Origin of the sequence: Halobacillus halophilus DSM 2266 (assembly GCF_000284515.1) — a bacterium.
Taxonomy (GTDB): domain Bacteria; phylum Bacillota; class Bacilli; order Bacillales; family Halobacillaceae; genus Halobacillus; species Halobacillus halophilus.
On record NC_017668.1, the window covers coordinates 3,221,118 to 3,247,262 of the forward strand.

Below are 26,145 nucleotides of genomic sequence, written 5' to 3' on the forward strand. Positions count from 1 at the left end.
CTATTGATTCAATAAGCAGAATATTGCACAATGAACATGTGATATATTTCACAATCATTCACAGATACCATTTAGGAGGAATTCATATGACTAGAGAACGAGTAAACCGCGTGGCACTTATTGGAGCAGGATCTGTAGGAAGCAGCTATGCATTTGCTATGCTGAACCAATCCGTTACCGAAGAATTTGTCATTATCGATTTGAATGAAGATAAAGCTATGGGAGATGCCATGGACTTAAACCACGGTAAGGTCTTCGCTCCAAATCCAACGAAAACTTGGTACGGTCAGTATGAAGATTGTAAAGATGCTGACATTGTTTGCATCTGTGCAGGGGCGAACCAGAAACCCGGAGAAACTCGTTTGGATCTTGTGAAAAAGAACCTGACTATTTTCAAAAGTATCGTCGATGACGTTATGGCGAGCGGCTTTAACGGAATCTTCTTAGTTGCTACGAACCCAGTGGATATTCTGACGTATGCGACTTGGAAATTTAGTGGACTGCCGAAAGAGCGCGTCATAGGGAGTGGAACGATACTGGATTCCGGCCGATTCCGTTTTCTATTAGGAGAATATTTTGACATAGCCCCTTCTAACGTTCACGCCAATATCATTGGAGAACACGGAGATACCGAGCTTCCAGTATGGAGCCATGCATCTATCGGCGGGGTGCCTGTATATGAATTAATGGAACGTCACGAAGATTACCATATGGAAGATCTTGATGAGATTTTCACCAATGTCCGTGATGCTGCTTACCATATCATCGAAAAGAAAGGCGCAACCTATTACGGGATTGCCATGGGACTGACTCGTATTTCAAAAGCTATTCTAAATAATGAAAACAGTGTTCTGACTGTAAGTGCTCATTTAAATGGAGAGTACAATGCTGAAGACGTTTATATTGGAGTTCCGGCAGTAGTAAACCGCACGGGAATACGGAATGTCGTAGAAGTCAGCTTGAACGAAAAAGAACAACAGCAGTTCGACCATAGTGTGAACGTCCTTAAAGATATCCTGGGCGCCAATTTTGAAAACCAGCCAACAACCTAGATTATTCGCAGAAAAGAGTTGATCGTCCATGTGGTTACAGCAGTATGATCCGTTCGGAAATGTATTTTTGAGTGCGCTGATCGCAGCTCTGCCTATCTTTTTCTTCTTTTTAGCACTGACACGCTTTAGAATGAAAGGGATTTTAGCTGCTTTCCTCACGCTTGCATTAAGTATTCTCGTATCCATTGTATTCTTTGACATGCCGATCACAAAAGCTGTTTCAGCATCCCTGCACGGTGTAGTTAACGGACTGTGGCCGATCGGTTACATTGTCATCATGGCGGTCTGGCTGTATAAGATCGCCGTTCGCACAGGGAAATTTAAAGTGATTCGATCCAGTATTGCGAACATCTCCCAGGATCAGCGTCTTCAGCTGCTTTTAATCGGATTCAGCTTTAACGCGTTCCTCGAAGGTGCAGCTGGATTCGGTGTACCGATTGCCATTAGTGCGGCTCTTCTTGTAGAACTGGGATTCCGCCCGTTGAAAGCAGCGGCTCTGTGCCTGATCGCAAACGCTGCTTCCGGCGCATTTGGCGCGATCGGGATTCCTGTTATTGTAGGAGCACAGATGGGAAATCTGGAAACGATGGAGCTTTCCAGAACACTCGCCTACATTCTTCCGATGATTTCCTTCGCTATTCCATTTTCACTCGTGTTCATTCTAAGCGGAGTAAAAGGAATAAAAGAAACCTTACCTGCACTGCTGGTCGTCAGTGGGATTTATACAGGAGCTCAACTTTTCACTATTCTTTTCCTTGGACCTGAGCTTGCGAACATTCTTGCTGCCTTATTAAGTATGGCCGGACTGGCTTTATTCCTGAGGAAATGGCAGCCGAAAACCATTCACCGTGAGGAGAACGCACCAGACATTCAACAGGGCGAATCCTACAGCGTCAAAGAAATCATTAAAGCGTGGTCACCGTTCTATATCCTTACAGCCACCATTACCGTCTGGAGCTTGCCTTCCTTTAAAGCACTATTCAGCGAAGGCGGACTATTAGAGAAAACAACGACCTTTATTCCTGTTCCTTTTCTACATCAGGAGATTCAAAAAGCACCGCCCATTGCACCGGATACGGTAGCTTTAGATGCTCTCTTTAAATTAGACTTGATATCTGCGACTGGGACCGCGATATTAGTGGCTGTACTCCTTACTGGATTATTCAGTTCAGCGATCACCCTGCCGCAAGGGATGGATTCTTTAAAATTAACCATCCAGGATTTGTGGATTCCCGTTTTGACTATTTGTTTCGTCATGGGCTTCGCGAATTTATCCAACTTCGCTGGTTTGAGTTCAGCCATTGGACTGGCCTTAGCGAAAACTGGCGCCCTATTTCCTCTCTTCAGTCCTATTCTCGGCTGGCTCGGTGTGTTCATAACGGGTTCTGTCGTCAGTAACAACGCGTTGTTCGGCCATTTACAGGTGGTCACAGGGAATCAAATCATGGCAAACCCGGCGCTGTTACTCGCTGCTAATACGGCCGGCGGAGTTATGGCCAAGCTGATTTCCCCTCAATCCATCGCGATTGCGACGGCAGCCGTAAAACAAACAGGACAGGAGTCTACCTTGTTTAAAATGACCCTGAAGTACAGCCTGGGATTATTAATTATCGTTTGTCTAGCTACATTCCTGTTATCATTTACCGGGATATAATAGATCCTTCACACCACCCGTTTACTAAACGGGTGGTGTGGTCTAGAACGAGCCTTCGTTTTTTTCAGGTACTGTATGCATACGATTTCCGTATCTCTCCTGAAATTCTTTAATGATTATATCCGCATCGTGATCGGTTACGTTTTCTAAATAGATTTCTTCCTCTTCCCCGCTTTCTTTCCGAATCGTCAGCACATCCCCAACCTGCTGTACCCGCTTCACATCCTTATCAGCCGCTCGCCATCTTGGATCGGCAATACCGCGACGAATATCGATGGCCTGGTCTTCGAATCGAATGTAATCCCGCTCCGGCATTTTCAAGTAATAAATCATTTGCCAGGTACTGATCACGGCCACCCCTCCGGTTAAATACACCAAAAACTCTTCCGCACTTCCGTTCAGAAACAAGATCATAAATAATATAGAAATTTGGGTGAGCATATTGATCATAGATCCACGTGCCTTCTTTTTCCAAATGGATGTATTGCTGTACTGAATGCTCCATTCACTGATCATCATCACAAGTCATAAAAACTTTCTCTCCAATCCTTAATTTGCGCAGAGTTATTTCAATCTTCCCTAGTCTGCTTTCATTCTTATTACGTACAAAATGAATGAATTGTTTCAGATTTTCGTGGATTATCCTTTAATAATGAAAGTACATACCTCTTTTGTCTATGTATCCAATTCCAATTTTCTTTAATATGGAGCGTATTATTATAGATTTTCTAACTACAAATTATGCAATTTTAAGGGGAGGACACATCCTGAAGATTAAAACTTCGTCATATATTAAAGAGAGCGAACCTATTTTTTTATAGATTCGCCCCTGACTTATTTAGTAAGCGCCTTCCGAATAAGTTAGTTCATAACTGTGCGTGTAGATCTCAAAAATGTTACCAAAAGGATCCTCTACATACACCATCTTAAACGGCTTCTCCCCAGGATAATATTCGCGGATTGGCATACGCTGCTTCCCGCCATGCTGTTTGATTTTTTCAACAATGCCTTCGATGTCCGGATCTTGAATACAGAAATGGAAGATCCCTGTTTTCCAGTATTCAAAGTTATTTTCCGGCTGCTCATTCTCCGGAAATTCAAAAAGTTCGATTCCGATCCGATCCCCTGTGGCTAAATGAGCAATTCTAAACTCCTCCCACTCACTGCCGAAGACGTCACGGCACATTTGGCCAATCGGTGTATCATCATTTTTCACCTCTGAAGGCTCCATAATGACATACCAGCCAAATACATGTGTATAAAATTGAACTGCTTCATCCAGATTAGGTACGGATAATCCTATATGAGAAAATGCTCTCGGATAAGTGTGCATACTAACGTTCCTCCTCGTTTCATTTTTTGTACAACATCCATTATAATTTTTAGTAATAGACGATGTAAGTATGCACTTTTTAGTGAGACACTTACTCAAAAGTAAGGAAGGACGGTATAGAAAATGGATGCTCCAATGGATAACGACGGAAAATTGAAATGTTCGATCGAATATACATTAAAGAAAATAGGCGGCAAGTGGAAAACGGTCATCTTATGGCACCTGAATGTAGATGGAACTCTTCGGTACAATGCCTTAAGAAGATTACTTCCCGGCGTCTCGCATAAAGTCTTAAGTCAGCAGCTTAAAGAGCTTGAGGAGGATGGTTTTATTCATCGAGTACAGTTTAACAGTATTCCTCCCAAAGTAGAGTACTCGATTACAGACTTCGGTAAGACGCTGATGCCGATTCTTGAGCAGATGCACGTATGGGGTACGGAACATGGTTCTTTAGAATAAGCCAATTATCTTTGTTTTTTCCTTCACTCTGCTTAAAAAAAGAATGACCGTGCTTACCAATGAGCCCGGTCATTCTTTTTTTCATTTAATCATTCTGTAGTTGGGGTTATTTGATTGTAAGGAAGGCTAAATAGTTTGAGGTAAGAATCATAGCTTGTAATGATTCGTAAACATTATGATTTTGTAAAGGGAGAGTACGAGTATGAGAAAGTTTGTTTATTTGGTTCTATTATTAACTTTAGCGGCCTGTCAGCCCGGGGACACGGAAACTTCTAATTCCAATTCTGAGTCCAGCTCAGGCTCTGCTAAAGCTCAAAGTGAAAGCAAGGACGTTTTAGAGGAAAGGCCCACTGTAACCTTTACATACAAAGGAGAAGAAATTGAGACGAATAAAATCCGGGGATGTTTTGTCCCTGACTGTTCTGAGGATTCTGCCACCGTCGAACGGATCAACCACGAGGAAATGACGGAAGGATTGGAATCTACGCAAGTAGAGGATGGTGAGGCAATCCAGGTTCATATCGATGGGAAACAGCCCTCTCAGTCTCATTTGTCCCGTTATTATGAGACAACGATTGAAGGCGGAACACTGGAAGGAAGTGAAATAACGATACATAGCGCCAGTAAAGATGAACGTAAAGAAAGCTTTTTTGTAAGGCTCGATTGGTATAATGAAAACCAGGAATTCCTGGGTTCACTTTCCAAAGCCTTTATAGTAAATGTGGAGGGAGTACCCCCCAAGTGAAAATTGATGAAAAAGGATCCCAATCGTCGATGGTTGGGATTTTTTATAGGATGGAATGTTGATTTACAGCAGACCAATCGCCAGGAGTTTAAGAAAATTAAACCTGTTCATAAGTGTCATGCTCAAACCTATGGTAACTTTTCAAAGAGTCTGCAAGAAATTATACACCAGTCCGGAAAATAACATCACAGACAGAGCTAAGAAGATATAGCCATATAAATTACTTCTATATTGAGTTTTGATATTATCTACACCGATTAGGAAGAACATGATAATGAAGAGTACCATACTCCAGTTCCCTCCAAAATCAACTCGATGTATGAAAAAGTGATAGCCAGCCAGAAGCAGGGCGATCACCCCCATAATAAACTTTACTATTCGCAGCACAATCAATAGCTGCTCCCTCCTCTTTACTTTTTTCTTTCTAAGATCAAATAATCTCTTGTTTTATGCAATTCAACCTCATGCTTGTCAGCAAACTCCATTAATTGGTCAAAAGCTGTAGAAGGATAAGGTTCAACTAACCGAATCTTTCTTCCGTTTATAATTTTAATCATCACAGCCTTTTTAGCCCACATCAGCCGGATAAACCTGATTTGACTGATATCGGTGGGAGCCAGTTTTCTTGTATGAATTGTTTTTTAAAAAGAATAGGAATCGATCTTCCATTCTGCTGGTTAAGCGGTAATCATTTCTATTCATAGGCTCCTTACCCTTCTTTTAACAGAAGTCAAATATTCCTGGTTTCATGAGTTTGGTTCACAATGTAGCACGATTGAAAGTTTCATATAGGAACTTAACCAAGTTAATTGCCGAAACAGATTATTTCCTGGGAAATTTTCACGAGATTTGCCGATATTTAAATCATTAAAATGATTGCTTCTTTATGGATTCTCTTCTGGTATGAACAATCCACGTCACTAAAGGTAAAATAGGAATGAGATAAAAGACCAACATAACCTGAAATAAAAAAGCAACAATGAAAGGTACACTGGCGCTGATGGCTAAACCAAAAGAGAGATTTATTTTAGTAAATAATAACCCTAAAGAAATACCACATATACTAATCAAGGCTAAAGTAAGCAGGACTAATACCGTGCCCATTCTTCCTCACCCTTTCGATGGTACGATAGAACGTTCTACCCTAAACTCTACACTTCAAAAAACCATCCCGTAGCAATAAATATGAATAGCACAGCTGTTTCAATCAAAGATACCGTGATTAATACAGTGAAATTAACCTGATGTTTACTTTTTCCTGATAAGAACCGCTGGCCAATATAATTTAATAGGAAAAAAAATGAAGTAGATAAGGATGAGCAGACCAGTGGTTTCAAAAATAACCCTCATAATTGTTCCCTCCTTTATTCTACTTTTTCAAGTAAGCCAAGAGGGTTTCAATATTCGAGAACTGAGAAAGAGGTTTGCATTCCAATTCAATTTAATAAAGTCGCTTTTTGTAGCTTTCTTTTAAATTTTTCTCGACCGATTCTTCTGTTACTCCCGGCATATTAGCATGGGCGGCCATCATTTTAGCGGCAGATGGAAGATGCCCCGTTTCCGGCCAGTGCTCCGGCTCCCATAGTTTCGAGCGTTTAAAAGCTTTGGCACAATGGAGAAAGCATTCTTTCACTTCAACTCCTATACCCAACAATGGAGTTTTTCCTTGAACGGTCATCTTCTCAAGATATTTCGGATCTCTCGTTATATAAGCTGTTCCGTTTACTCGCAAGGTTTCGCCGGTCCCTGGGATGATAAAAAGCAAACCCACGGATGGCTGCGTTAAAATATTTTGTATAGAATCCAGACGTTTATTGCCTTTCCTTTCAGGGATGATCAATCTTGTAGAATCCAAAACGTGGACAAAGCCTGGCTGATCTCCACGCGGGGATGCGTCACAATCTCCAATTTGGTTCACCGTAGAAAGAACTAAAAAAGGAGAATGTTTAATAAATTCCATACAGTTTTGATCAAGATAAGAAATCACTTTATTATTAGCTAATTCACCTGGATCGCCTGCAACTTCGCACAGTTCAGCTATCGAATGGATAAGGTGTTTGAAAGAAGGCTCGCTTTTCAAAACATTCACTCCCTGGGAGATTCGTATTTTAATAGATCCTGATTACCCTGATTACAAGCGTAAGTTACAAACGTTGTATGAAATCCTTACGAAGTAACGGAGGCATTCACAAAAGCTAGGATCGCAAGAATAGAGTACCAGCCGATCGATCCTGCACTAATGGAAAGGACCATCACCGAGCCAATCGAAAGGAAACTCTTAGGCTGGCGTCTTTTCTTCACAAAAACATAACCGGAAAACAGGAGACTGAATAGGAGGAATGTGCCGAAGAATAAAAGCCAGAAACCGTTTAGGGGTATGGAATTCCAAAACAATGTAGTTGCTATAAAAAAGACATTAACAGAGGCGGCCAGAAGTAAGAGAATAGCTCTCATTCGATCCTTCCTTTCTATTTTAGACACACATGTTTTAAATTTGTCGCCAGTATTTTTGAACCTCTTCCTCTACTTGCTGCTTTAACGCTTCGATTCTCTTAATCTTTTTCAAAGTAAGAAATGACACTAAGGTTACGAGAAGATGTGTTCCATAATGAGGCTCCTGCTGAATGATCTTCAATTTATGAATCAGCTCCTTCTAATAAGGTCTCGGTGTTCACAAACAACTCTATCCGTTTTACACTTTAGATATCGCACCATTTAAAAAGTGAGGAACAGCGAATATTGGGTCTATTTTAACATTATTAACCAGTAAAATCATAAATCTTGCCAATTTCCCACCACGTAAAAAAGCTCGAATATCACTTCGGAATTCGAGCTCTGTTCATATTTACAAACCTTCTGACTACCGGAAGTACACTAACCCGCATCGTTATATCACGAATGAAGATCCTCCAACGTGAGTCTGGGAGAAAGTAATGAGCAAATTTTCTTCCAGATGCCTGAGTCTTCATAACTTGAGGTTTTAAATCATCTTCATACTTATCCAATGCCTGTTTTACATTGTTATTCTCCCGTAAAGAGCGCGCCAGTACATAGGCTCCGGTCATAGCGAGAGACGCTCCCTGACCTGCCATCAGTGAAACCGCCTGACAGGAGTCCCCTACAAGGACGACTCGACCTTTGCTCCATTGAGGCATAACCACCTGGGATACTTCGTCAAAATAAAAATCCGTCGCTTCCTCTGCTTTTTCGAGCAATTCTGGGACCACCCACCCCATATGTTTAAAATGATTTTTCAGCTCATTTTTTGCTTCATCACTGGATAAATGCTCTTCTTTTTTGGAATCTTTGTATAAAAAGAACGTCGCTGATCGATCTCCTCTGATCGGATAGACGGAAGCCTGGAGGCCAGGAGATGATAAGGAATAAAAAGCGTTGTGTAACTGCTTATTCATGCTGGAATTTTCTATAATATATGCAGCTGTGTAATACCCCATGTGCTTGATATAGTTCTCGTGCTCACCAAATACTAAAGAACGCACACGGGACCTGACTCCATCAGCGCCCACTACTAAATCTGCAGTATCCCGCCTGCCGTCGGATAATGTTACATGCACTTGATCGTCATCCTGCTGGATCTCCTCAATCGTTATTCCAAACCTGAAATCTACTTGATCCTTAACCAAATCATACAAAACCTGCTCCAAATCTCCTCTCAGGAAGTTAAAATGGCGTCCGTTAAATAAATGTCTGAGAGAAGGGTAAGGGAGCTTGAACTTAAACTTGCCTTTCTCGTTCCGAAATTCCAAACCGGAAATTGGATAATGAATGCGGCTAAGCTGCTCCAGGATCCCCATTTCCTCTGCCACGTCATAGCCGGGTCCAAAAAAGTCCAGCATATACCCTTCTGTTCTTAATTCTGAAGCCTTTTCTATGACCTTCACATCATTTCCATTCCTATTCAGCCAATATGCCAGAGTCAACCCAGCGATACCTCCGCCCACGATGATTACTTTCATCCCTTAAGCCCCCTTTCTAATAGACTAGTATTTTCCTTTACTTCACCGGAATCCATATTTCTGAATAATAGTCCTCGCTAAAAGGATCTCCCTCAGAATAGACCTCCAGGTCCGGCGTGCCGGCATGTTCATACCCGCTGGACGGAAACCATTCTGAATAGATCTGCTTCCACACCTTTTGAATGGACAAAGGCATAGGACCATGCACTTCGAATACTGCCCATTTAGAAGCAGGCAGCTCAAGTTGTGAAAAACGCTCAGGTACCTCACCTTTGTGAGCAGCTGCAATCCAATAGTCAACCAGATTAGCCTGGACATAACTTTTATCCGCGCATACTCCGAGAAGTCCCTGAATATCTCCATTATTTAATTTGGTTAAATCCTCAGATGTCCCATCTCCATTTACCTTCTCCCAAAGCTGTGGAATAACCCGCTGGTTTTCTCCATTTTCGCAGGATAGCTCTCGCCTCACTCCCACAACTTGTATGGGACCTTTTTGTACCATGTGGTATAACATAGGTTCTGCTCCTTTCACATTCACCTGGATCACCAGGCGGTTATAGGATTGCATCTTTCCCGTAAAGCATTTCGCTTCTCTAGGAGTAATTCCATGTTGTTTTTTGAATGCTTTTGCGAAAGACTCAGGAGTGTCATATCCATACTTTAAGGCGATATCAATTACTTTAATATTGGTTTTGGAAAGTTCATGAGCAGCAAGCGTCAACCTTCTTCTCCTGAGATACTCGGCCACTGGTGTTTCAGTCAACAGTGTAAACATTCGTTGAAAATGAAAGACAGACGTATTGGCCTGGCTTGCGATTTCTTCAATCGAAACGTCTTCAAGTAGATGGTTTTCCATATAATCAATCGACCGCTGCATGGACTCCACTAATGTCATATGAATCACTCCCTGTATCTACAGTAACCTTTCCGCGTGGTGAAATCCTGTTCATTTCTGCTTGAGTGGAACAGGTTTTAAGACATTTTTCTTTTATTATATCATCGCCTTGAGTTAGCAGCCTCTGTTTATAAATAGTATAGAAAAGGCAAGCAGCGTCACTGCTTGCCTTTTCTACACATTATTTTCTCCGAATCCCGATCGTCCGTCCAGCCTGCTTGATATACTCCTCGTTATCCTGGGCCTGATAAATCTCACGAATGGTGGCAGCTACGGTTTCCGGGAATGGAGCACCCCGGCCCTCCGTTTGATCAATACCCATGAGCATTTCCTCAAAGGTGGCTACAAGTTCGCCCGCCTCATTTTTCATTGTGAAAAACAGATGCATGCGCTTGGAGTCGTAATCCAGTATCTTTGCCGTTATATCAAAGGCTGCCTTTTCCTTCACTTCCTGAAGATAGCACGTATGAGTTTCCAGTGTGAAAATGGTGTAGTTCCACTGATTACGTGCTGCTTCATCAAGACCAACGTGTTCGATAAATGCGTCAGTCGCCAGGCTGAAAGCGCGGCTGTATTCCGCATCATTCATATGCCCGTTGTAATCGACCCATTCCGCCGGGACGGATTTCGTATAACGAAAGGATGGTTTCATGTTTGAACGCTCCTTTATGAGTGAGTTTTCTCTGTCTCTTTCGGCCAATATTCCTGAACAAGGTCATAAAGACGAACGAGAAATTCATTTCGGTTCTGATCAAGCTCGGACATGGTCATGCCATTTGATTGATGCTCACAGCCCGAAACAACTTTGTTGTAAAGTTCATCCGTCAGTTCTGGAGCTTCAAGCTTCGTCCACGGTTTTTTCAAAGCCGGGCCGAATTGTTTCAGCATATGTCGCATACCGCCTTCTCCACCAGCCAGATGGAACGTTAAGAAAGGACCATATTGGGCGTAGCGCATCCCCGCTCCATGGGTAAAGGCTTTATCCACCTCTTCTGTGGTCGCAATTCCTTCATTTACGATATGAAGCGATTCTCTCCAGATCGCTTCAATTAGGCGGTCTGCGATATGACCTTCAATTTCATTACGAACATGGAGAACGCTCATCTGCAGACTTTCATAAATGGAAATAGCTTTTTCCACATGTTCATGAGTGGTCTCCTCTCCAGGTACAATTTCCACAAGCGGCAGAATATAAACCGGATGGAAAGGATGCGCAACGACAAACCGCTCCGGGTTATTCAGATTAGTCTGCAGCTCGGAAGGCATAATGCCGGAAGTACTGGAACCGATAATCGCATCTGCTTTCGCGTGCTGATCAATTGTCTGCAATACCGTCTGCTTTAGCTCTTCGATTTCAGGGACGTTTTCCTGAATAAAGTCGGCCTCTTTTACAGCTTCCGCTGCGTCCGCTTCAAAGGTAAGACGATCTCTCGATGCACCCTCTGCTAGCCCAAGCGCCTCAACGTAAGACCAGGACTGGTCCACCGCCCGGCGCATACGCTCTTCCGCTCCTTCAGCTGGATCTGTTGCCACCACATCATGGCCCTGACCAAGCATACGTGCAATCCAGCCATTTCCTATTACACCGGTTCCTACGACAGCCATTTTCATGATGATTGACCTCCCCGGGAATTTCTTAATTGTAAATATTCACGTGCTTCCTGAGGAGTCATGGGCTCTAAGTCCATTCCTTGAAGCATGCTGACCGATTTATCGACAAGCTGCTCGTTCTTTGCTGGTACTCCTTTGGATAGATAAATATTATCCTCCAATCCAACCCGGATGTTCCCGCCCAGAATCGCGGTCTGAGAAGCCATCGGCATTTGCATGCGGCCGATTCCAAAAGCAGACCAGTGAGCATTTTCCGGAATTCGGTTCTTCATATAAAGAATGGTTTCGGCATCAGCCGCCGCTCCCCATGGAATCCCAAGGCAGAATTGGAACATCGGATCTCCGTCTACAAGACCTTCTTTAATTAACTGATTGGCAAAACGAATATGCCCGGTATCAAAACATTCAAGCTCCGGTTTCACTCCGCTTTCCTGAACCATTTTGGCCTGGTCCCGCAGCCAATCGGTCGGACTCATATAAATCATGTTTCCGAAGTTTGTGCTTCCGCAATCCAGGGTGCACATTTCCGGAAGCAACTCACCAACCGGTTCATGACGTTCCGATGGGATCTGGATATCAGTTCCATCTCCGCCTGCAGCTGGCGTGCTCAGGCTCGGGATGAAATCTCCTCCGCCGCCTGATGTAATATTAATGATCACATCGGTTTCCGATTCACGGATACGGTCTACAATTTCACGGTAGTGATCCATGTTGTGACTAATGCCGCCGGTTTTCGGGTCACGTGCGTGCACATGGGCAACCGTCGCACCCGCTTTAGCGGATTCAATAGCGGATTCCGCTATCTCTTTCGGCGTTACCGGCACATGAGGGTTCTTTTCTAACGTGTCTCCAGCTCCCGTTACAGCAGAAGTTAACAATACTTTATTTTTCATTCAAAAGATCCTCCTTTGAATCGTTTAATTTAGTTAATCTTTTCAAAGTGTACCAACTGGACTTTATATTTTCAATACCTTTTAAGGATCTATTATTTATTAAACTTATTCAAACCTTCTATGCCAATTTGTGGTCCTCTGGTTTAATTTAAATTGAATCATCACACGTAATAACAAGGAATAATCAATCATCAGTTACTATTAGAGTTACTCAGCTTCAAAATCATCCTATATTCTTCTAAAAGCTTTCTTATTCCATTTTTGAAAAAAAACCGTCTGGATCGTACATTTTAAAATGCCAACGAAAAGCAGCACTTTATTAATGAACGAGGAATAAAGCTGAGTCCACGTTCCAATAATTGCGGCCGCATTACCTTGCTAATGCGATGAAACAGACCAAGCGCCTGTTTCATGAACGCAGTCAGAAACCCGTTCACTCTTAATTTCCAGGCTATATTAATGGTTAGTATTGATATCTTTATAAAAAGACTTATTAAGCTAAAGGGCCGGATTGTGGAAGACTCAGTTTCGAGATATTGGGTGGAGAATGGGCTCCAGGGAACGGCTCGCTTTCCGTGGGCATGTGGTGAGCTTCCTCAGGCTGCGCCTTCCGAGATCTCACCGATCATGTTCATCCCGCAGGAGTCTTCGCCGTTCCCTTCCGCCCCTTTGCGATCATTGAGAGCTCGAAGTTCTCTGCATACACACCTTCCAATGAACAAGGATCATCTATAATCTACTTTGATTCTTACTGTTTGTTTACGTGTAGGAACCCTGTTATAGAAGCATTTGAGGCAGATACAGCTTGGCTCCTGTCTTCTATAGCAGGGTCAGTTCACTAGATATCGTTGGGGTGGCGGAAGAAACGACGAGACTCCCGCGGGAGAAGGAGCTAGGCGAGACCCCGCAAGGAGTGATAACGACTGAGGAGGCTTGCCAGTTCCCCCGCAGGAAAGCGAGTTGTTTCCGTAGCCGCCCTATCCTTTTTTGGCAATGGACCCGAGTTATCTCGAAACTGAGTCTTCAAGTAATGGGAGCTTAACTTTAAAAACAACACGAAACTTTAACAGAGCTAATTTCTTAATAAAATTAATAATAGGACAAATAAAAAGTCATCAGTTCCTTAAGGATCTGATGACTTTCTTTATTCATTGGGGTAGGTTTGCTGGGTCAATCGCTCCAGCACTTTTTTCCTCAGACTCGGATTCAGCTGACCAAGACCGAAGATTTCGGACAGCCACAGCCCATCCACGGCAAGGCGAAGGATGGTGGCATCCACCTGATCCAATCCATCGTGCTCAATATGATTCTGCCAGTCCGCATAAGTATCCTGCAGCGGCTTTAAAAGCTTAGGGTTCATTCCCTGCGCTGCCAGCATACCGGCACTAATGGTTTCATTCTGCACACTTTTATCATGCATAACATTAATAAAAGACCTGGCCCACTTGCCTTCCTCTACAGCTTCTTTATCAACCAGATCTTCCACGTTTTGCTGGTAAATGTTATTCATGTGCTGAACGAGTCCTTCCACCAGTGACTCCTTCGTGGAAAAATGGTACAGAAGACCGCCTTTACTGACTTCGGCACGCTTAGCTACAGCATCTAAGGTTAAAGCATCATTGCCTTTCTCTTTAACGATTAAAGCAGCTGCTTCCAAAATTTTATGCCGTTTTGATTCTCTTGGCATGACTTTTCCCTCATTTTAAGTTCGGTTTTTCTTCATGTTATCAGTAGTTTCGCCTTTTTTCAATTTGGTTCTGTTCCAATTTAATTCTACACCAGAACTTCTTTACACCCTGCCTGGCATAAATTTGAAAAAGATCATCATAATAAAAAAGGACCTGACCTGCACGAATTAACGTGCCTTTTGGTCCCATCTTTTTGCTGGGTAAGAGCCTTGCGCTCTACCCTTTTTTAAATGCAACGCCGGGATATGTTAAGGAACGTCCTGAATGAGGTAAAGTATGCGAAAGGAAGGGTTTCTTATGTTAGCTCGATTATTTATTTTATCAGGTTTAATCTTCATTTCCCTCTCGAGTTTTCCCCCAGTTTCGTCCAGTGCCGATTATTACCCTTTACAAACCGAATTTCCAAACCATATGCTCTACCAGGCCCAGATCAAAGATAAAATGATAGCTCTAACGTTTGACGATGGTCCAGATCAGAAGTACACGCCTGGATTATTGGATATATTAAACAAACACCAGATAAAAGCGACGTTCTTTTTAATGGGATCACGTGTAGCTAAATACCCTGAGGTGACCAGACGTATGGTAAACGAAGGACATGCGATTGGGAATCATACATATTGGCATCCGAATCTGGCTGAAGCGGACATTCATCAAATGGAATGGGAAATTAATCATACCAATAATCAAATATATCAAGCTACAGGGCGAACTACCCCATGGTTTAGGGCTCCCTACGGTGCTTTAAACGAGCAGCAGGTATTGAGCCTTGGATTTTTGGGTTATAAGGGGATAGGCTGGTCTATTGATACAGAAGACTGGAAAGGGCCGGGGGAAAAAGCAATCACCCGGCAAGTTATCCACAATGTCCATCCTGGCGCGATTGTCTTGATGCATAATGCGGGCCACTGGACGCAGGATTTAAGTGGTACGGTAGAAGCTCTGGATGAGCTGATTCCCCTGCTGAAAAGGAATGGATACCAATTCGTTACGATTCCCCAAATGTGGCAGCTCCATCATCATGGTCACGATTCTTCTCAGCATGCCGAAGAAAAATCATTAAAATAGGAAAGCTGTTGTACGTTCTTTATCCCATAGATATCTTTAAATTCCTTAATCGTTGTCGTTTCTTTATTCAGTGTCTCTTTCATTTTCTTACCACACTTTTCACTGCACAGAGCAAACATCGCGTCAGATCCATCCTCTTTAGCTTCAGAGTCTGCGGTCGTTACAATCATAGGAACACTCGTATTCCGAGTCTCTAACCATAATTGAGTGATGGACCCTTCCTGATCTGAATAATCTACACCTTCAGCAAATTTAACACTTAACCCAAACACCGGATCATTTTCTTTAATTTTCTTCATGCACCAGGAACATCTCAACATAAGATCACGTCCTTACCTATAATAGATTTTTGGTCCAGAAGATAACGCAGCCGTACCATACACGACATGAATTTTCAGACATCTTCTCCTATCATTATAAACAAACCATCGAGGTACACAACCAATCATTGCTACTATAACAAGACCACGTTGAAAAAACCTTGACCAGCTAAATGATCAAGGTAGAACTTATACTATTCAACTATTTTCCATTAATAAGTGCCTGCTAAAATACTCTCTATATCATTCAAGCTTGACATTAACGTTATGGTGGGATAAACCATAAGAAACAATACAGCGAACAAGACGATCCTCTTTTGTTTTCCCCGGTATAACTCCTTGATGATCAAAAGAGGCACGGCAAAGATCGATGCAAAGAATAAGAGGTAATCCTGCTTCAGATACCCTACCCGGTCTACCAGCATATCGATATGCCATTCCTTATAGTCAGCTGGATGAAAGTTGATCTTCTCTTCTTTTAACCCCAACAAATTATGAGACTGCACGAGAACGGTTTCTTCTTTCTTCTCAATGATTTCATATCCCAGAGGCGCATAACCGATCTCATAGGCCATGATGTAGGACATCATAAAAGCTATGATCATAAATAAAACATTGAGGAGAAAACCTCTAATTTTACTTAGTGTCTTTTCACTCATACTCCCTCACCACGCTCCACGGCACGTTTCCTTTTAAGTCGCAACCTGATACCTTAATAATATCTGACCACTCCAAACAATTAATATTTCGTAATATACGTTAGCAGCCCCCTAGTGTCCCTCCAGCCATATACCACTTCATCCAGCGTTTTACCAGACACTTCAATCTCCGTTGTATCTATTTTCTCCGCTCCTATTTTTCATAGAAGAACCGGGAATCGTTATCTGCCAACACGAAGACAAGCATAGAATAAATATTCATCTTGTTTAATTCGTGAATAATGGGCTCTATCAACCGCTTCCCTAAACCGTTTCTCTGGTGCTTTTTTAATAAATACAAAGCATATAGTTCCCCTTCATATTCCGGATAGGTTCTCGATCTTGCCTGCCCACCGTTTGAGAAACCTATAATATCCCCTTCACAATTTTCAGCTACATAAACCATCTGTTTTGTGATCATTTCTTTCCATTTCTGCGCTCTATTTTCATAGGTCATGCTTGTTAAATATTCCTCAGGAACGATACGTTCGTAAGTGGAACGCCAGCTATCAACTTGAACTTTCGCCACTCCCTCTGCATCCGTTACAGCTGCTCTTCTTATCTTCATTCTTCCCATCCCTATTTTTAGACGTTTGAGCTGGGTGTTTATGTAACAATTATTTCAAAATTATGTAATAGACTCAATGATATCCTCTATAAGCGTAAATCCGTGGTCTGGTTCCTATTCACCATTCCTTACTGTTCATCCGGAAAAGATGGCCTTAATGTAGTGAGAGTAAGAAGGACCTACCACTTATACTTCTTTTACTTCTTATACAACAGCTTTAACCTTTCACACACCACTGGAATTTTATAATGAAAATCTTGATTTATTTCTTTAAGTTCTTTTCGGAAAAAAGACTCATGAACTTCGCGCCAATACCTTAATGTCCGGTCCCCTTCCATAAACGCATGTTCTTCCGTAACTTCATCAAACGGAACAACTTTTACAGAAGTGGTTTCCATAATCGCCACGGCTTCTCCATTACCATCAAGAATAATATTGTGAAGACCACTGTTCGGTAAGGATTCATTTTCCCATTCGTAGATGGTGTAGTACGATGAGGTGGCGGTCTTTCTTCCCTCCAGCACCAGCTCTGCCAGTTGATCAGCCATTTCTTTTGAATCGCCAAAAGCCCAGGCTTCATAATGGGCTGGGGCATGTGGATTTGTTTTACGATAATCTTCCCAAAGTTGTATGATAGAATCTTTAGCCACGCAATAGTCCTCCTTCTTATTTATATTAGTTCCCCTTATAAACGGATGCTCTTTATTTTTTTAGTGATTAATTGGACAAGAAAGTCGTATCCTTCTTCGCCAAAATGAAGGCCATCATTTTTTATGCCTCGCAATTTAATCGGATAATCCTCCAAAGAAATCATCTGATGAAAGAAATCTATGAAATGACACCCTGTGTCTTCCGCTACTTCTCTGGCTGCAGAAGCGTATTGATCTAAGACTTCATTTGTTCTTGCCTTTTGAACCTTTTCATCTACTGGTGCAGGCGAGATTAAAATGGTTTTCTCAGGACTGATACGCTCCACGATTTTATACAAATTCTTTTTATAGAGATCTAGGGGAACAGACTTATGAAAAGCAGCGTCATTTGCACCGAAAAGGACGGTGACCCCGTCCGGTTTATGAGCGATCACGTCCTGTTCTATTCTAGATAAACCGTCTACGGTGTTATCGCCTGATACACCTGCATTGATAAATTCATACTGATTCAATTGCTTAGCGAGTTTCGTTGTAAGCATAGGTTCTTCAAAACCTTCTTTCCTCGCTGTCAGACTATCTCCAAAACACACGAATGTTTTCATAGAATTCTCCTTTCTCACGGGATTATAGACGGACTGGGTGCGTTATTCCTCAGATCTTATTTACACGGTTTGCATGAACATTCTGCTTCTTTCACGATTGTTCCAGAATAACGATCATGCGGCATAAGGGTGCCTGCTTCTAATTGAAATCCTCTCCTGTCTTTTAAATAATCGAAACTGCTTATGAAGTCACGATAAGCCATACGCTTTACGATTTGCTTAGATGTCGGCTTGCCCCCTGTTTCATTCTCCAGGCTTAATCCCAAAGCTTGGTACCCCACGGTCGAGCCGCTAGTTTTTAGCTGGGCATACTCTAGAGACCACATAACCAGGGTGGGTGTAATTAAAGCGTGTACCGCTTCACTTTTCACTTTCTTCCGGAGCAGTTTTTCTATACTAAAGGTTACTGCTGTAGAAATAGCCAGGTCTATAGCAAACGCAGCCCCTCTCTTCTTTGTCACCGATTCCATATCTTGTTCCTCCTCGAATCATAGTAGATACCATGTACTAACGATTTCACGCATTGAAAAGTTTCATAATACCCCCCCAAAATATGCCACCTCAGGTCATCCATTTTCTGGATGACCTGAGGTGGCATATTTTGGGTTTCATCTGTTTTGTTCTGCGGCAATAGAGGAAGATGTCTATTGCTCTCACAGCCGGCCTTGTTATCGATTTTTTCTACCCTGCCTGGAAGGAGCAGAAAGGACAGCCTATGTCAGAAAATCAGATTCTTGGAACTCGAAGTTTGGGAATAGGCGTTCCACTTGCCGCTTTTGTAATTCTCCAGTTAGTAATGAGAATATAGCCTGACATTAGTTTGGCCTCGACTTAGAGGTTATGGAGTGCCCTCCTGAATCCCTGCTCTTTTTTGTTTCAAGCGTCCAACATGTTCTTTATTACCAGCATTCAGGTGAACAACCTCTTTTTATAGCGATACAGGCAATCCACCTTCAACTCGTCTGTAAACGTCACATAGCGGTGCAGAGATCCTCTTTCTCTCCCATGTTAACGATATACATATCGGCAATATCCGCTTCGCTATTGTATCTATGTTGGGATGAGTGCGTCTTGATGTTCCCCCTAAGTCCGGCTTTTTCCTGACTGCCTAAGCCCCCGCGTACTTCAATAAACGTCCGTACGAAAACCAGCGTACCCATCAGAATTAGATACTGTTTTTCGAATGATACCCCTCTCTATTTCATACGTTTCACTCATTAATATGCTGCTGGAACCACTGGTCCGTTTTATCGGTGTACTCCTCCACATAGCTGTTCAGAAGATGCTGTCCGTCCTCATATTCCACATATTCAAAATCGGCATTTTCTCGCGAGAGCTTGCTGCTTAATTCTCTTGCCTGTCCGACGGGCACTCTCCAATCATCTTCTCCATGCATGATCAGAAGAGGGACATCAAGCTGATCCGGCCAGTACACAGCGGAACGTTTTTCAAAAGCATCCCTATTTTCCTCTGGATCCCCAACGAGTTCGTCTAACATTCCCCGCACGACAACTCTTTCCTCATAAAAGTTAAATAGATCCGTAATCCCTCCTACGACGGCAGCCGCTTTAATATCTACTCCTTCTTTTATAGCGAGATATGTCATCATTCCTCCTCTGGATAGTCCTAGCATAACCTTATTCTCTACATCAACATTTGGGAGTTCTTCAGCTGCCTGAACGAGATTCAGGACATCATTCACATCCGCTCCTCCAAACTCTTCCTTGCCTTCCCCGCCATCATTTCCACGGTATTGGGAAGCTAGCACTACATACCCTTTCTTCGCCCATAAAGATAAGTATGTAGAAAGGATCTTCTCATCCATCTTTCCATATTCCTGATTCCCGCCCCGGTTAAAGATTAATAGAGGAAGTTCTTTTTCTATCTCTTTGGGTCTGACCATAAACCCTGTGACTTCAAGTCCATCACTTAAATAGGTAATCCTGTAGGTTTCTGTAGCTTCAGAATGCTTAGTGTCTGGAACCTCAATCTTTTCCTTACTTAAAATGATATCACGGCTGTCTGCTTCACACCCGACGAGCAGTAAGATAATTACGATAAAAAGCAGCTTCTTCATTTTACTCCCCCTCTTTTAAATGAATCCTTCTAAAATAGATACGAAACCATGCAAAAAAACGTTTCAACTAATAAGGACTTTCAGGAATAAGGCCCATTGCATCAGAAAAGGCGATTATGAAATTAAATAATCGCCTTCTTAGTTGAAAGTAAACTTCCCGATTTTCGGAAATCTTTTTTATAGTTATGTCTTACCTAACCCTCAGCATAAAACCACCGAACTTATATTAACGAATAAGCTCATAAGTATCGGGGGATAGGTTTTCCAAATTATGATCTTTCACTTTAGAAAAGTGAATCCAATACTTTACTTCTATGGAATAATCCTCAGTCAGGTCTTTCGTCAGCTGAATCATTTTGGCGTTTTCCCCCATCACTTTTACACCTTTCACCTCTGGATCATCTGTTTCCACTAACGTTAAGACAGGAGAGTCTGGATCATCATTAATCATATATGGAGCACTACCCATGAACTCTCCACCCGTTTCCCATTCAACTGAATCAAGTGTGTATTTGAGAACGGCAAAGTTTAACCCTTGCGCTGCCGTGTGCGTAAACACATAAATATAGTCGCCTTTGATTTCATAATCCACGATTTTATCTGCTTGCATGAAATCATTTTCTTCCATAACATCAGCAATTTGTTGTTCCAATGGTGCATCATTTGAATTCGCAGCCATATCATCAGCATTTTCTTCCGTTTCCACATTTTTATCCGTATCATTATGATCATTTGAGGCAGCCACGGGATTTTCTTCACTTAATTTACTATCCATCGTATTCGACACACGATCTTCATCATTGGAACACCCTAGAACAAATAGAAATGCAATAGCTAGTAACCCAAACTTTTTCAAAACAGGAACCCCCTATTATTTTTTATATCATTCTAATACGAAAAAACAGGAAAAAAGTTCCATCTTTTTAACACTTATTTCAAATAGATGTTCAACGAACTATGATGGGAACATCTATTTGAAAACAGGCTGCCTGAAAACTGTTGAAGAATCTTTATTTTCTAAAGCTAATATTTCCCCCTGTTCAGCCCGTAGAAAAAATAGATTTCCGTCCCTAATCAGAGGTCGAGCATATTCAAAGCACTGTAAACGTTTAGAAAACTCCTTCGCAGGAATGGTATTTTGAAATAATAAAAAGGAGGATTTTTACAATGGCTAAAAAGATCCGAAACATGCAGAAGCACAGATGAGTGAAGATAAAAAAGATGACATTATGAAGAGCTTCGAATCGTTCAAGGATTATTTAGGAGATCAGGTTAACAAAGGTGAAAAACTGGGCCCTGGTTCAGAAGGTCTTTCTAAAGGAGCTAAACGTGTCGCGGATTACCTTGCTAAGCATGAAGAACCCCGCAACCGCGAGGATAAAGTCCTCAATGAACTATAGGGCGTAGCCAATAAAGAAGAGCGGGAACACATGGCTCACGTACTTGTTAAGCTTGCTGATCAAACCAACTAATAGAATAAGAAAAGGCCGGCTTCCTTAATACAGGACGCCGGCTTTTTCGTGGGTAAAAAGAAGGGCACATTCCCGCTACAAAACTTATTCTTCCTCCTTTATTTTATTGGTCATAAAAAAAATTGTAGTATAACGTTTAGATAGTCGTTTCTTATGGAATACACATGAGACATCGATTATAATTTAACAACATTTGTAAATAGGAGGGTGTACATGAGATACGGTGGAATGATTTTAGTTATGATAGCCGCAATCCTTTGGGGTATAACCGGGGGAATCGCTGATATATTAATGAATAAAGGCTGGAGCCCTTCCGTTATTTCGTTTTATCGTGGAGCCGTAGGGCTTGTATGTGTTTTGGTCTGGTTTCTTCTTCGTGCAAAACAGAATTTCCCAACTTCTTCTAGGGTGTATTTATGGTCGCTTGTTGCGGGCCTTGGTGTAGCAGGTAATTTCACTTTATATTTCCTTAGTATTGAAGCGTCCAGTATCGCGATTGCAGCTACATTAATGTACACCGCACCAGTATTTGTACTTTTAGTTTCGTTTCTTCTAAAAATAGAACGTTCGAGCTGGTTAAAATGGGGATGCATTACTGGCGTACTTGTCGGGATTATCTTGCTTACAGGCGCCTATAACACTGGGTCTACTTCTGTTACCCTGCTAGGTGCTGGTGCAGGACTTGGCGCCGGTATATCGTACGCCGTGTTTATTTTCGGTTTTAAAAATGCTTCTAACTTCGGCAAGCCGCAGACTGTACTAACCATCGCATTCTTAGCTTTTAGTGCCCTGCTCTTACTATTCATAGACCGTCAAGAAGCCCTTTCCGTCCTCACTTCCGGAGATATAGGATGGTTTATCCTGCTCGGTCTCGTCGGGGCAGGCGTATCCTTTGTTCTTTATGTGGTCGGCGTCAGGTGGACAGCTCCTTCGACGGCTTCGATGATCGCGATGATCGAGCCGGTGACAGCTTCCTTGTTCGGTGTAATGGTTCTTGGGGACAGCCTGACGTTTGTTCAGCTGATTGGAATGGTTCTTATTCTGGCTACCATTACATTCTTAAGTGTGAATAAGACTGACTAAAGACTTTCAGCCATATAAAAGTACAGGCCCGGCATAATGCTGGACCTGTACTGAAAAATGATAATACAGAGAATAATTAAAAAGAATGGACTCTATTACTTTGTGGTTTACTTAACACCTTGTAAACCTCAGCTGCATTATAACGGTTTACTTCCGGGGTCTTCTCATAGTTATGCGACAGGGTGAAGGTTTCTTCTTTATTATTCCAGGTTACGACAACCTCAAATTCATCATCTTTTACAGCATATTCTTTTGAAGTATTGCTATTTTGTCTCCAGGTATTGTATTCCTGAAGCCGGATGCTGCTCCCACTTTCAGGAGATACACCTTCAATGGAAACTTGAACGGAGGTAGAGGTTCCTCGTGTCTGCTTATTGTCTTTTTCTCCAGCGTTTCCTTTATAAGTCAGGTCAGATACTTCAGTTATTTTAAACATGTGATCGCCTTTATTCTGTACCTGTTTTACCACCAATGTAGCACCCCAATTCTCACTCTCTCCGTAAAACACCATTGGGGAATTTACCTCTTCTTCTTCATTATGGGAACATGCCGTTAACACAACTAGTGAAAAAGAAGTCATGAGTATCAATAAAAACTTACCTTTCATAGTTCCCCTCCTACATTTATTTTCCATAAAAGCTTTTAAATTGTGTGAGGCTCCTTCACGTGAAAAGACGGATAAACCTTTTCACATGGAGGAGCCTTTCTAAAATCTTCTTTGCTATACTTTGTTATTTTTCATTGAAATAAAGAGATGTCTCACCTGGTTTCATTCCGATAAGATCCTTCCATGACGGATAAAGCCGTTAATACAAAATCAACATTCTCGTTTTCATATTCCATTTCTCCCGTATCTTTTAGTAAGACTTCCGTTCCGGGAGCAAAAAGATCACAGACAAAAAGGCTTCCCGCCGTTTTGTTTGACAAGAAGCCTTAAGATACCAGTTTATTGTTGGTGGCAGTATGACAAACATTCGAAAGGCTTGTCAAATGCTGATTAATAAAATACCATTTTTCGCTACTATCCCCACCTCAGGTCATCCATAATATGGATGACCTGAGGTGGGATATTTTGGGGAGGATGAGGTTCTTAAAGACTAAAATAACCTCATTTTTCTTTAATACTTTAAAGCGTGTTTACACCAGGGCGGTGTTGTATTACAATTTGTATTGAACAAACTTTCTCACGTTTCTAACCAATTTTGTGAGAACATGTAGTAAAAAGACCAAGCCGCTCAAGGACTCCACCTGTAACAGGGGAGTCCTTGATCCTTGTATGGAACATTACCACTTACCTCCGTATCGGTATCTTACTGGATATGGCTAAGGATTCATCAGAATTCCCCTCACCGCTCAAATATGTACAGATCTTAGTCAGTTGATGAAAGATACCTAATAATACACCTAAAATAGCTCCTAGCAATAAGGTGTTTCCAAATCCTTCAGGCACAATTCCGAGAAAAAAACGCAGCGCCTATGCTAATGAGCATCTATATCACAACCACCAGACACCCCTCCTCCTTATGAATACAAAATCAATTAACTAACCCGGACTTCAAATTATAGCTTCAATCGTAAATCGCAGAGTGAAAATTCTTTAACCTTTCAAAACTTTTCCTTTCTGGCTTTTCGAATATCAAAGAAGCCCATCATCCCACAGATAACTGTACCTAAAAGCAAAACAAACGTAAGAATCCAATTGTCGTCCCAGCTGGAGATCCCGCTGAATAGACAGGCTACCGCTACAGCTATGGCTCCATATTTCGCTCGCCATTTATCTAACAGTGAAGCATTCCCGCTTCCCATATGCACTCGTCTCCTTCTATCCAAAAACCCAGGCCGTCATCATTCAGCCCCTATTCATCAAACTCTTATTCATAGCTTTCGCATACTCTATAGATTTCTCATCCTTTAAGATATCTAAAGGTTTCACACCATTTCCTAAGATATAGTCAACGAAAGTAAAATTCATAAATTCACAAATATATTTAAATTGCTGAACGAGAGGCAGCCCCTTGATTCTCGGTTCATCTCCTCCAACGGCTATTAAATACACAGGTTTATTCGTCATGGACGCTTTAAAATTTGGGAATTTGTTGTCTCTTGCGGTCTGGGACCACCGGTCAACAAAGGTTTTCATCACACTGGACATCCCGTACCAGTAAATAGGTGTAGCAAAAATCAGTACATCAGCATCCATTACCTTCGAAACTATTTGATCATAATCATCTTCTACTTGATCAAACCCTTTTTCATCATGTCTTTGATCCACAATATGATTCATCTGGTAATCTTTTAAATATATTTTGTCGGCCGATAAATCTCCTATAACGGTTTCTGTTAATAATTCTGTATTTCCTCCATCACGCGTTCCTCCATAAAGTACGACAATATTCAATCCAGTCACCTCATCCAAAATTTAATTTAGTATAGTTATCGGTACAAATCCTGCACGATATAGTTTGATAATCTCATAAGAGAAGCAGGACTCATAACGTTTAACACTGACAAACCATCAGCATATTCCCATCCGGATCTTTGAAAACAAAAAAGTGATCATGCATGACCTCCGATACGAACTCAACATTTTGTTCTTTCAATAATCGGTAAGAGGCATGAATATCATTCGAGCTGAATTGAATAGCCGGCACATTCAAGGTAGGCAACTCACCCTTTTCTCCTCGCCACATCGGCATCTCATCAAAAACCAGATCTGTTCCATTCATGTCCGCTACGAATAAATGACCGAATTGAATCTCTCCTCCTTCAATTCCTAACACCCCCTTGTACAACTCTTTCGCCTTTTTCAATATCTTCGATCGGAATAAATACAGTATTCGCATGATGGTTAATGGGGCGAATGGACATACGTTCCCCTCCTATTTTCATTAATAAAACCATGTAAGAAAAAATCACCCTGTCGAACACGCGAGCAGTTTATTGCCTTCTGGATCATAAAAATGACACCCATAGATTTGACCTCCAAAGTTCTCAATCTCTTCAACTTTTACATTCTTTTCTATTAACTCCTTTTGCGTTAACTCGACATCATCCGTCTCAAAAAGGAAAGGCGAATAAGGTAGAGGAGTGATCTTTTTCACTTGAGCCTGCAACAGAATGAACGAAGGGCCATTCATTTTAAATTGCACGTATCCTTCCCCTTCAGCTTCGACCTCGAAATCCAGTACATCCTTATACCATTCTTTCGTACTCTCAAAGTTCACCAGGTGAATAAAACAGCTGCTAACTTGATTTTTCATAAAGTAAACTTCTCCTCTCTATTTATACTCATGAACG

37 protein-coding genes are annotated in these 26,145 nt (G+C 41.8%); 7 read left to right on the forward strand and 30 right to left on the reverse strand.

What is annotated here, in order from left to right:
- Window positions 1-86: 86 nt before the first annotated feature.
- Window positions 87-1,052, forward strand: a complete 966-nt coding sequence (locus HBHAL_RS15925) for an L-lactate dehydrogenase (protein WP_014644491.1) — start codon at window positions 87-89, stop codon at window positions 1,050-1,052.
- Between the two features lie 28 nt (window positions 1,053-1,080).
- Entirely contained in the window at window positions 1,081-2,706 is a 1,626-nt protein-coding gene (locus tag HBHAL_RS15930; RefSeq protein WP_014644492.1) for an L-lactate permease, read from the forward strand.
- Between the two features lie 42 nt (window positions 2,707-2,748).
- On the opposite strand, the gene HBHAL_RS15935 is transcribed toward HBHAL_RS15930, so the two are convergent.
- Window positions 2,749-3,225 carry a hypothetical protein gene (locus tag HBHAL_RS15935; protein ID WP_014644493.1) on the reverse strand — a complete coding sequence of 159 codons (477 nt, stop codon included), beginning with the start codon at window positions 3,223-3,225 and terminating at the stop codon, window positions 2,749-2,751.
- A gap of 319 nt (window positions 3,226-3,544) precedes the next feature.
- The gene (locus HBHAL_RS15940; RefSeq protein ID WP_014644494.1) at window positions 3,545-4,039 is read right to left on the reverse strand and encodes a lactoylglutathione lyase family protein; all 495 of its coding nucleotides are present in this window, start codon (window positions 4,037-4,039) and stop codon (window positions 3,545-3,547) included.
- Window positions 4,040-4,162: 123 nt separating this feature from the next.
- Between HBHAL_RS15940 and HBHAL_RS15945 the strand changes: the two genes are divergently transcribed.
- Complete coding sequence (locus HBHAL_RS15945; protein ID WP_014644495.1) at window positions 4,163-4,498, forward strand: winged helix-turn-helix transcriptional regulator; 336 nt, start codon at window positions 4,163-4,165, stop codon at window positions 4,496-4,498.
- Window positions 4,499-4,700: 202 nt separating this feature from the next.
- A complete protein-coding gene (locus HBHAL_RS15950) occupies window positions 4,701-5,243 on the forward strand; it encodes a hypothetical protein (RefSeq protein ID WP_014644496.1) in 543 nt (180 codons plus the stop codon).
- Window positions 5,244-5,384: 141 nt separating this feature from the next.
- Here the strand turns inward: HBHAL_RS15950 and HBHAL_RS15955 are convergent, their stop codons facing one another.
- The 13 genes from HBHAL_RS15955 to HBHAL_RS16000 form a co-directional block, all read right to left on the reverse strand.
- Entirely contained in the window at window positions 5,385-5,636 is a 252-nt protein-coding gene (locus HBHAL_RS15955) for a hypothetical protein (protein ID WP_014644498.1), read from the reverse strand.
- Between the two features lie 17 nt (window positions 5,637-5,653).
- Window positions 5,654-5,821 (reverse strand): hypothetical protein, encoded by a 168-nt coding sequence (locus HBHAL_RS21550; RefSeq protein ID WP_014644499.1) that lies wholly within the window; start codon window positions 5,819-5,821, stop codon window positions 5,654-5,656.
- A gap of 289 nt (window positions 5,822-6,110) precedes the next feature.
- On the reverse strand, window positions 6,111-6,347 hold the full coding sequence (locus HBHAL_RS15960) for a hypothetical protein (protein ID WP_041601415.1): 237 nt from the start codon (window positions 6,345-6,347) through the stop codon (window positions 6,111-6,113).
- A 47-nt stretch (window positions 6,348-6,394) separates the two neighbouring features.
- On the reverse strand, window positions 6,395-6,580 hold the full coding sequence (locus HBHAL_RS21245; RefSeq protein ID WP_145956061.1) for a hypothetical protein: 186 nt from the start codon (window positions 6,578-6,580) through the stop codon (window positions 6,395-6,397).
- 104 nt (window positions 6,581-6,684) lie between these two features.
- The gene (locus HBHAL_RS15965) at window positions 6,685-7,323 is read right to left on the reverse strand and encodes a pyridoxamine 5'-phosphate oxidase family protein (RefSeq protein ID WP_014644501.1); all 639 of its coding nucleotides are present in this window, start codon (window positions 7,321-7,323) and stop codon (window positions 6,685-6,687) included.
- 86 nt (window positions 7,324-7,409) lie between these two features.
- Complete coding sequence (locus tag HBHAL_RS15970; RefSeq protein ID WP_014644502.1) at window positions 7,410-7,697, reverse strand: hypothetical protein; 288 nt, start codon at window positions 7,695-7,697, stop codon at window positions 7,410-7,412.
- Between the two features lie 34 nt (window positions 7,698-7,731).
- On the reverse strand, window positions 7,732-7,878 hold the full coding sequence (locus tag HBHAL_RS21555) for a hypothetical protein (RefSeq protein ID WP_014644503.1): 147 nt from the start codon (window positions 7,876-7,878) through the stop codon (window positions 7,732-7,734).
- Window positions 7,879-8,059: 181 nt separating this feature from the next.
- Window positions 8,060-9,220 carry an FAD-dependent oxidoreductase gene (locus tag HBHAL_RS15975; RefSeq protein ID WP_014644504.1) on the reverse strand — a complete coding sequence of 387 codons (1,161 nt, stop codon included), beginning with the start codon at window positions 9,218-9,220 and terminating at the stop codon, window positions 8,060-8,062.
- A 37-nt stretch (window positions 9,221-9,257) separates the two neighbouring features.
- On the reverse strand, window positions 9,258-10,118 hold the full coding sequence (locus HBHAL_RS15980) for an AraC family transcriptional regulator (protein ID WP_014644505.1): 861 nt from the start codon (window positions 10,116-10,118) through the stop codon (window positions 9,258-9,260).
- 181 nt (window positions 10,119-10,299) lie between these two features.
- Entirely contained in the window at window positions 10,300-10,770 is a 471-nt protein-coding gene (locus tag HBHAL_RS15985; RefSeq protein WP_014644506.1) for a thioesterase family protein, read from the reverse strand.
- Window positions 10,771-10,784: 14 nt separating this feature from the next.
- Window positions 10,785-11,729, reverse strand: coding sequence for a 3-hydroxyacyl-CoA dehydrogenase NAD-binding domain-containing protein (locus tag HBHAL_RS15990; RefSeq protein ID WP_014644507.1), 945 nt, complete (start codon window positions 11,727-11,729; stop codon window positions 10,785-10,787).
- Complete coding sequence (locus HBHAL_RS15995; RefSeq protein ID WP_014644508.1) at window positions 11,726-12,622, reverse strand: BKACE family enzyme; 897 nt, start codon at window positions 12,620-12,622, stop codon at window positions 11,726-11,728. Before HBHAL_RS15995 ends, HBHAL_RS15990 begins: the two co-directional genes overlap by 4 nt.
- Before the next feature lie 1,144 nt (window positions 12,623-13,766).
- The gene (locus tag HBHAL_RS16000; protein WP_014644509.1) at window positions 13,767-14,309 is read right to left on the reverse strand and encodes a TetR/AcrR family transcriptional regulator; all 543 of its coding nucleotides are present in this window, start codon (window positions 14,307-14,309) and stop codon (window positions 13,767-13,769) included.
- Between the two features lie 298 nt (window positions 14,310-14,607).
- Between HBHAL_RS16000 and HBHAL_RS16005 the strand changes: the two genes are divergently transcribed.
- Window positions 14,608-15,378, forward strand: coding sequence for a polysaccharide deacetylase family protein (locus HBHAL_RS16005; protein WP_223254217.1), 771 nt, complete (start codon window positions 14,608-14,610; stop codon window positions 15,376-15,378).
- On the opposite strand, the gene HBHAL_RS16010 is transcribed toward HBHAL_RS16005, so the two are convergent.
- The 9 genes from HBHAL_RS16010 to HBHAL_RS16050 form a co-directional block, all read right to left on the reverse strand.
- Window positions 15,348-15,677: a hypothetical protein gene (locus tag HBHAL_RS16010; protein ID WP_223254218.1), complete on the reverse strand. Its 330-nt coding sequence runs from the start codon at window positions 15,675-15,677 to the stop codon at window positions 15,348-15,350. The two genes, HBHAL_RS16005 and HBHAL_RS16010, sit on opposite strands and share 31 nt — an antisense overlap.
- A gap of 233 nt (window positions 15,678-15,910) precedes the next feature.
- Complete coding sequence (locus tag HBHAL_RS16015; protein ID WP_158512380.1) at window positions 15,911-16,303, reverse strand: hypothetical protein; 393 nt, start codon at window positions 16,301-16,303, stop codon at window positions 15,911-15,913.
- A gap of 247 nt (window positions 16,304-16,550) precedes the next feature.
- Window positions 16,551-16,964 (reverse strand): GNAT family N-acetyltransferase, encoded by a 414-nt coding sequence (locus HBHAL_RS16020; protein WP_014644513.1) that lies wholly within the window; start codon window positions 16,962-16,964, stop codon window positions 16,551-16,553.
- A 197-nt stretch (window positions 16,965-17,161) separates the two neighbouring features.
- Window positions 17,162-17,614 (reverse strand): ASCH domain-containing protein, encoded by a 453-nt coding sequence (locus tag HBHAL_RS16025; protein WP_014644514.1) that lies wholly within the window; start codon window positions 17,612-17,614, stop codon window positions 17,162-17,164.
- 35 nt (window positions 17,615-17,649) lie between these two features.
- Window positions 17,650-18,216 (reverse strand): SGNH/GDSL hydrolase family protein, encoded by a 567-nt coding sequence (locus HBHAL_RS16030; RefSeq protein WP_014644515.1) that lies wholly within the window; start codon window positions 18,214-18,216, stop codon window positions 17,650-17,652.
- 56 nt (window positions 18,217-18,272) lie between these two features.
- Entirely contained in the window at window positions 18,273-18,686 is a 414-nt protein-coding gene (locus HBHAL_RS16035; protein WP_014644516.1) for an RDD family protein, read from the reverse strand.
- Between the two features lie 501 nt (window positions 18,687-19,187).
- Window positions 19,188-19,376 carry a hypothetical protein gene (locus HBHAL_RS21560; protein ID WP_041601416.1) on the reverse strand — a complete coding sequence of 63 codons (189 nt, stop codon included), beginning with the start codon at window positions 19,374-19,376 and terminating at the stop codon, window positions 19,188-19,190.
- A 50-nt stretch (window positions 19,377-19,426) separates the two neighbouring features.
- Window positions 19,427-20,293 (reverse strand): alpha/beta hydrolase family protein, encoded by an 867-nt coding sequence (locus HBHAL_RS16045; RefSeq protein ID WP_014644519.1) that lies wholly within the window; start codon window positions 20,291-20,293, stop codon window positions 19,427-19,429.
- Between the two features lie 226 nt (window positions 20,294-20,519).
- Window positions 20,520-21,149, reverse strand: a complete 630-nt coding sequence (locus HBHAL_RS16050) for a hypothetical protein (RefSeq protein WP_014644520.1) — start codon at window positions 21,147-21,149, stop codon at window positions 20,520-20,522.
- A 346-nt stretch (window positions 21,150-21,495) separates the two neighbouring features.
- Here HBHAL_RS16050 and HBHAL_RS16055 point away from each other — a divergent pair, with 346 nt between their 5' ends.
- Entirely contained in the window at window positions 21,496-21,693 is a 198-nt protein-coding gene (locus tag HBHAL_RS16055) for a DUF3243 family protein (protein WP_014644521.1), read from the forward strand.
- 285 nt (window positions 21,694-21,978) lie between these two features.
- Window positions 21,979-22,848, forward strand: a complete 870-nt coding sequence (locus HBHAL_RS16060; protein ID WP_014644522.1) for a DMT family transporter — start codon at window positions 21,979-21,981, stop codon at window positions 22,846-22,848.
- A gap of 76 nt (window positions 22,849-22,924) precedes the next feature.
- Here HBHAL_RS16060 and HBHAL_RS16065 read toward each other — a convergent pair whose 3' ends face one another.
- The 6 genes from HBHAL_RS16065 to HBHAL_RS16085 all read right to left on the reverse strand — a co-directional run bounded on the left by HBHAL_RS16065 (window position 22,925) and on the right by HBHAL_RS16085 (window position 26,108).
- A complete protein-coding gene (locus tag HBHAL_RS16065) occupies window positions 22,925-23,455 on the reverse strand; it encodes a hypothetical protein (RefSeq protein ID WP_014644523.1) in 531 nt (176 codons plus the stop codon).
- A 152-nt stretch (window positions 23,456-23,607) separates the two neighbouring features.
- On the reverse strand, window positions 23,608-23,775 hold the full coding sequence (locus HBHAL_RS21565) for a hypothetical protein (RefSeq protein ID WP_014644524.1): 168 nt from the start codon (window positions 23,773-23,775) through the stop codon (window positions 23,608-23,610).
- Window positions 23,776-24,453: 678 nt separating this feature from the next.
- Window positions 24,454-24,654, reverse strand: coding sequence for a hypothetical protein (locus HBHAL_RS16070; protein WP_041601417.1), 201 nt, complete (start codon window positions 24,652-24,654; stop codon window positions 24,454-24,456).
- A 43-nt stretch (window positions 24,655-24,697) separates the two neighbouring features.
- Complete coding sequence (locus HBHAL_RS16075; RefSeq protein WP_014644526.1) at window positions 24,698-25,246, reverse strand: flavodoxin family protein; 549 nt, start codon at window positions 25,244-25,246, stop codon at window positions 24,698-24,700.
- Window positions 25,247-25,346: 100 nt separating this feature from the next.
- Window positions 25,347-25,628, reverse strand: a complete 282-nt coding sequence (locus HBHAL_RS16080) for a VOC family protein (RefSeq protein ID WP_231853959.1) — start codon at window positions 25,626-25,628, stop codon at window positions 25,347-25,349.
- Between the two features lie 132 nt (window positions 25,629-25,760).
- Complete coding sequence (locus tag HBHAL_RS16085) at window positions 25,761-26,108, reverse strand: VOC family protein (protein ID WP_014644528.1); 348 nt, start codon at window positions 26,106-26,108, stop codon at window positions 25,761-25,763.
- Window positions 26,109-26,145 lie beyond the last annotated feature (37 nt).

Excerpts from the sequence above, each read along its gene's own strand:
- HBHAL_RS15925 (WP_014644491.1), top strand. The coding sequence starts at position 87 with ATGACTAGAGAACGAGTAAACCGCGTGGCACTTATTGGAGCAGGATCT.
- HBHAL_RS15930 (WP_014644492.1), top strand. The coding sequence starts at position 1,081 with ATGTGGTTACAGCAGTATGATCCGTTCGGAAATGTATTTTTGAGTGCG.
- HBHAL_RS15935 (WP_014644493.1), bottom strand. The coding sequence starts at position 3,225 with ATGATGATCAGTGAATGGAGCATTCAGTACAGCAATACATCCATTTGG.
- HBHAL_RS15940 (WP_014644494.1), bottom strand. The coding sequence starts at position 4,039 with ATGCACACTTATCCGAGAGCATTTTCTCATATAGGATTATCCGTACCT.
- HBHAL_RS15945 (WP_014644495.1), top strand. The coding sequence starts at position 4,163 with ATGGATGCTCCAATGGATAACGACGGAAAATTGAAATGTTCGATCGAA.
- HBHAL_RS15950 (WP_014644496.1), top strand. The coding sequence starts at position 4,701 with ATGAGAAAGTTTGTTTATTTGGTTCTATTATTAACTTTAGCGGCCTGT.
- HBHAL_RS21550 (WP_014644499.1), bottom strand. The coding sequence starts at position 5,821 with ATGTGGGCTAAAAAGGCTGTGATGATTAAAATTATAAACGGAAGAAAG.
- HBHAL_RS15960 (WP_041601415.1), bottom strand. The coding sequence starts at position 6,347 with ATGGGCACGGTATTAGTCCTGCTTACTTTAGCCTTGATTAGTATATGT.
- HBHAL_RS15970 (WP_014644502.1), bottom strand. The coding sequence starts at position 7,697 with ATGAGAGCTATTCTCTTACTTCTGGCCGCCTCTGTTAATGTCTTTTTT.
- HBHAL_RS15975 (WP_014644504.1), bottom strand. The coding sequence starts at position 9,220 with ATGAAAGTAATCATCGTGGGCGGAGGTATCGCTGGGTTGACTCTGGCA.
- HBHAL_RS15980 (WP_014644505.1), bottom strand. The coding sequence starts at position 10,118 with ATGACATTAGTGGAGTCCATGCAGCGGTCGATTGATTATATGGAAAAC.
- HBHAL_RS15985 (WP_014644506.1), bottom strand. The coding sequence starts at position 10,770 with ATGAAACCATCCTTTCGTTATACGAAATCCGTCCCGGCGGAATGGGTC.
- HBHAL_RS15990 (WP_014644507.1), bottom strand. The coding sequence starts at position 11,729 with ATGAAAATGGCTGTCGTAGGAACCGGTGTAATAGGAAATGGCTGGATT.
- HBHAL_RS15995 (WP_014644508.1), bottom strand. The coding sequence starts at position 12,622 with ATGAAAAATAAAGTATTGTTAACTTCTGCTGTAACGGGAGCTGGAGAC.
- HBHAL_RS16000 (WP_014644509.1), bottom strand. The coding sequence starts at position 14,309 with ATGCCAAGAGAATCAAAACGGCATAAAATTTTGGAAGCAGCTGCTTTA.
- HBHAL_RS16005 (WP_223254217.1), top strand. The coding sequence starts at position 14,608 with ATGTTAGCTCGATTATTTATTTTATCAGGTTTAATCTTCATTTCCCTC.
- HBHAL_RS16010 (WP_223254218.1), bottom strand. The coding sequence starts at position 15,677 with ATGAAGAAAATTAAAGAAAATGATCCGGTGTTTGGGTTAAGTGTTAAA.
- HBHAL_RS16015 (WP_158512380.1), bottom strand. The coding sequence starts at position 16,303 with ATGATCATAGCTTTTATGATGTCCTACATCATGGCCTATGAGATCGGT.
- HBHAL_RS16020 (WP_014644513.1), bottom strand. The coding sequence starts at position 16,964 with ATGAAGATAAGAAGAGCAGCTGTAACGGATGCAGAGGGAGTGGCGAAA.
- HBHAL_RS16030 (WP_014644515.1), bottom strand. The coding sequence starts at position 18,216 with ATGAAAACATTCGTGTGTTTTGGAGATAGTCTGACAGCGAGGAAAGAA.
- HBHAL_RS16035 (WP_014644516.1), bottom strand. The coding sequence starts at position 18,686 with ATGGAATCGGTGACAAAGAAGAGAGGGGCTGCGTTTGCTATAGACCTG.
- HBHAL_RS21560 (WP_041601416.1), bottom strand. The coding sequence starts at position 19,376 with ATGGGTACGCTGGTTTTCGTACGGACGTTTATTGAAGTACGCGGGGGC.
- HBHAL_RS16045 (WP_014644519.1), bottom strand. The coding sequence starts at position 20,293 with ATGAAGAAGCTGCTTTTTATCGTAATTATCTTACTGCTCGTCGGGTGT.
- HBHAL_RS16055 (WP_014644521.1), top strand. The coding sequence starts at position 21,496 with ATGAGTGAAGATAAAAAAGATGACATTATGAAGAGCTTCGAATCGTTC.
- HBHAL_RS16060 (WP_014644522.1), top strand. The coding sequence starts at position 21,979 with ATGAGATACGGTGGAATGATTTTAGTTATGATAGCCGCAATCCTTTGG.
- HBHAL_RS16065 (WP_014644523.1), bottom strand. The coding sequence starts at position 23,455 with ATGAAAGGTAAGTTTTTATTGATACTCATGACTTCTTTTTCACTAGTT.
- HBHAL_RS16070 (WP_041601417.1), bottom strand. The coding sequence starts at position 24,654 with ATGGGAAGCGGGAATGCTTCACTGTTAGATAAATGGCGAGCGAAATAT.
- HBHAL_RS16085 (WP_014644528.1), bottom strand. The coding sequence starts at position 26,108 with ATGAAAAATCAAGTTAGCAGCTGTTTTATTCACCTGGTGAACTTTGAG.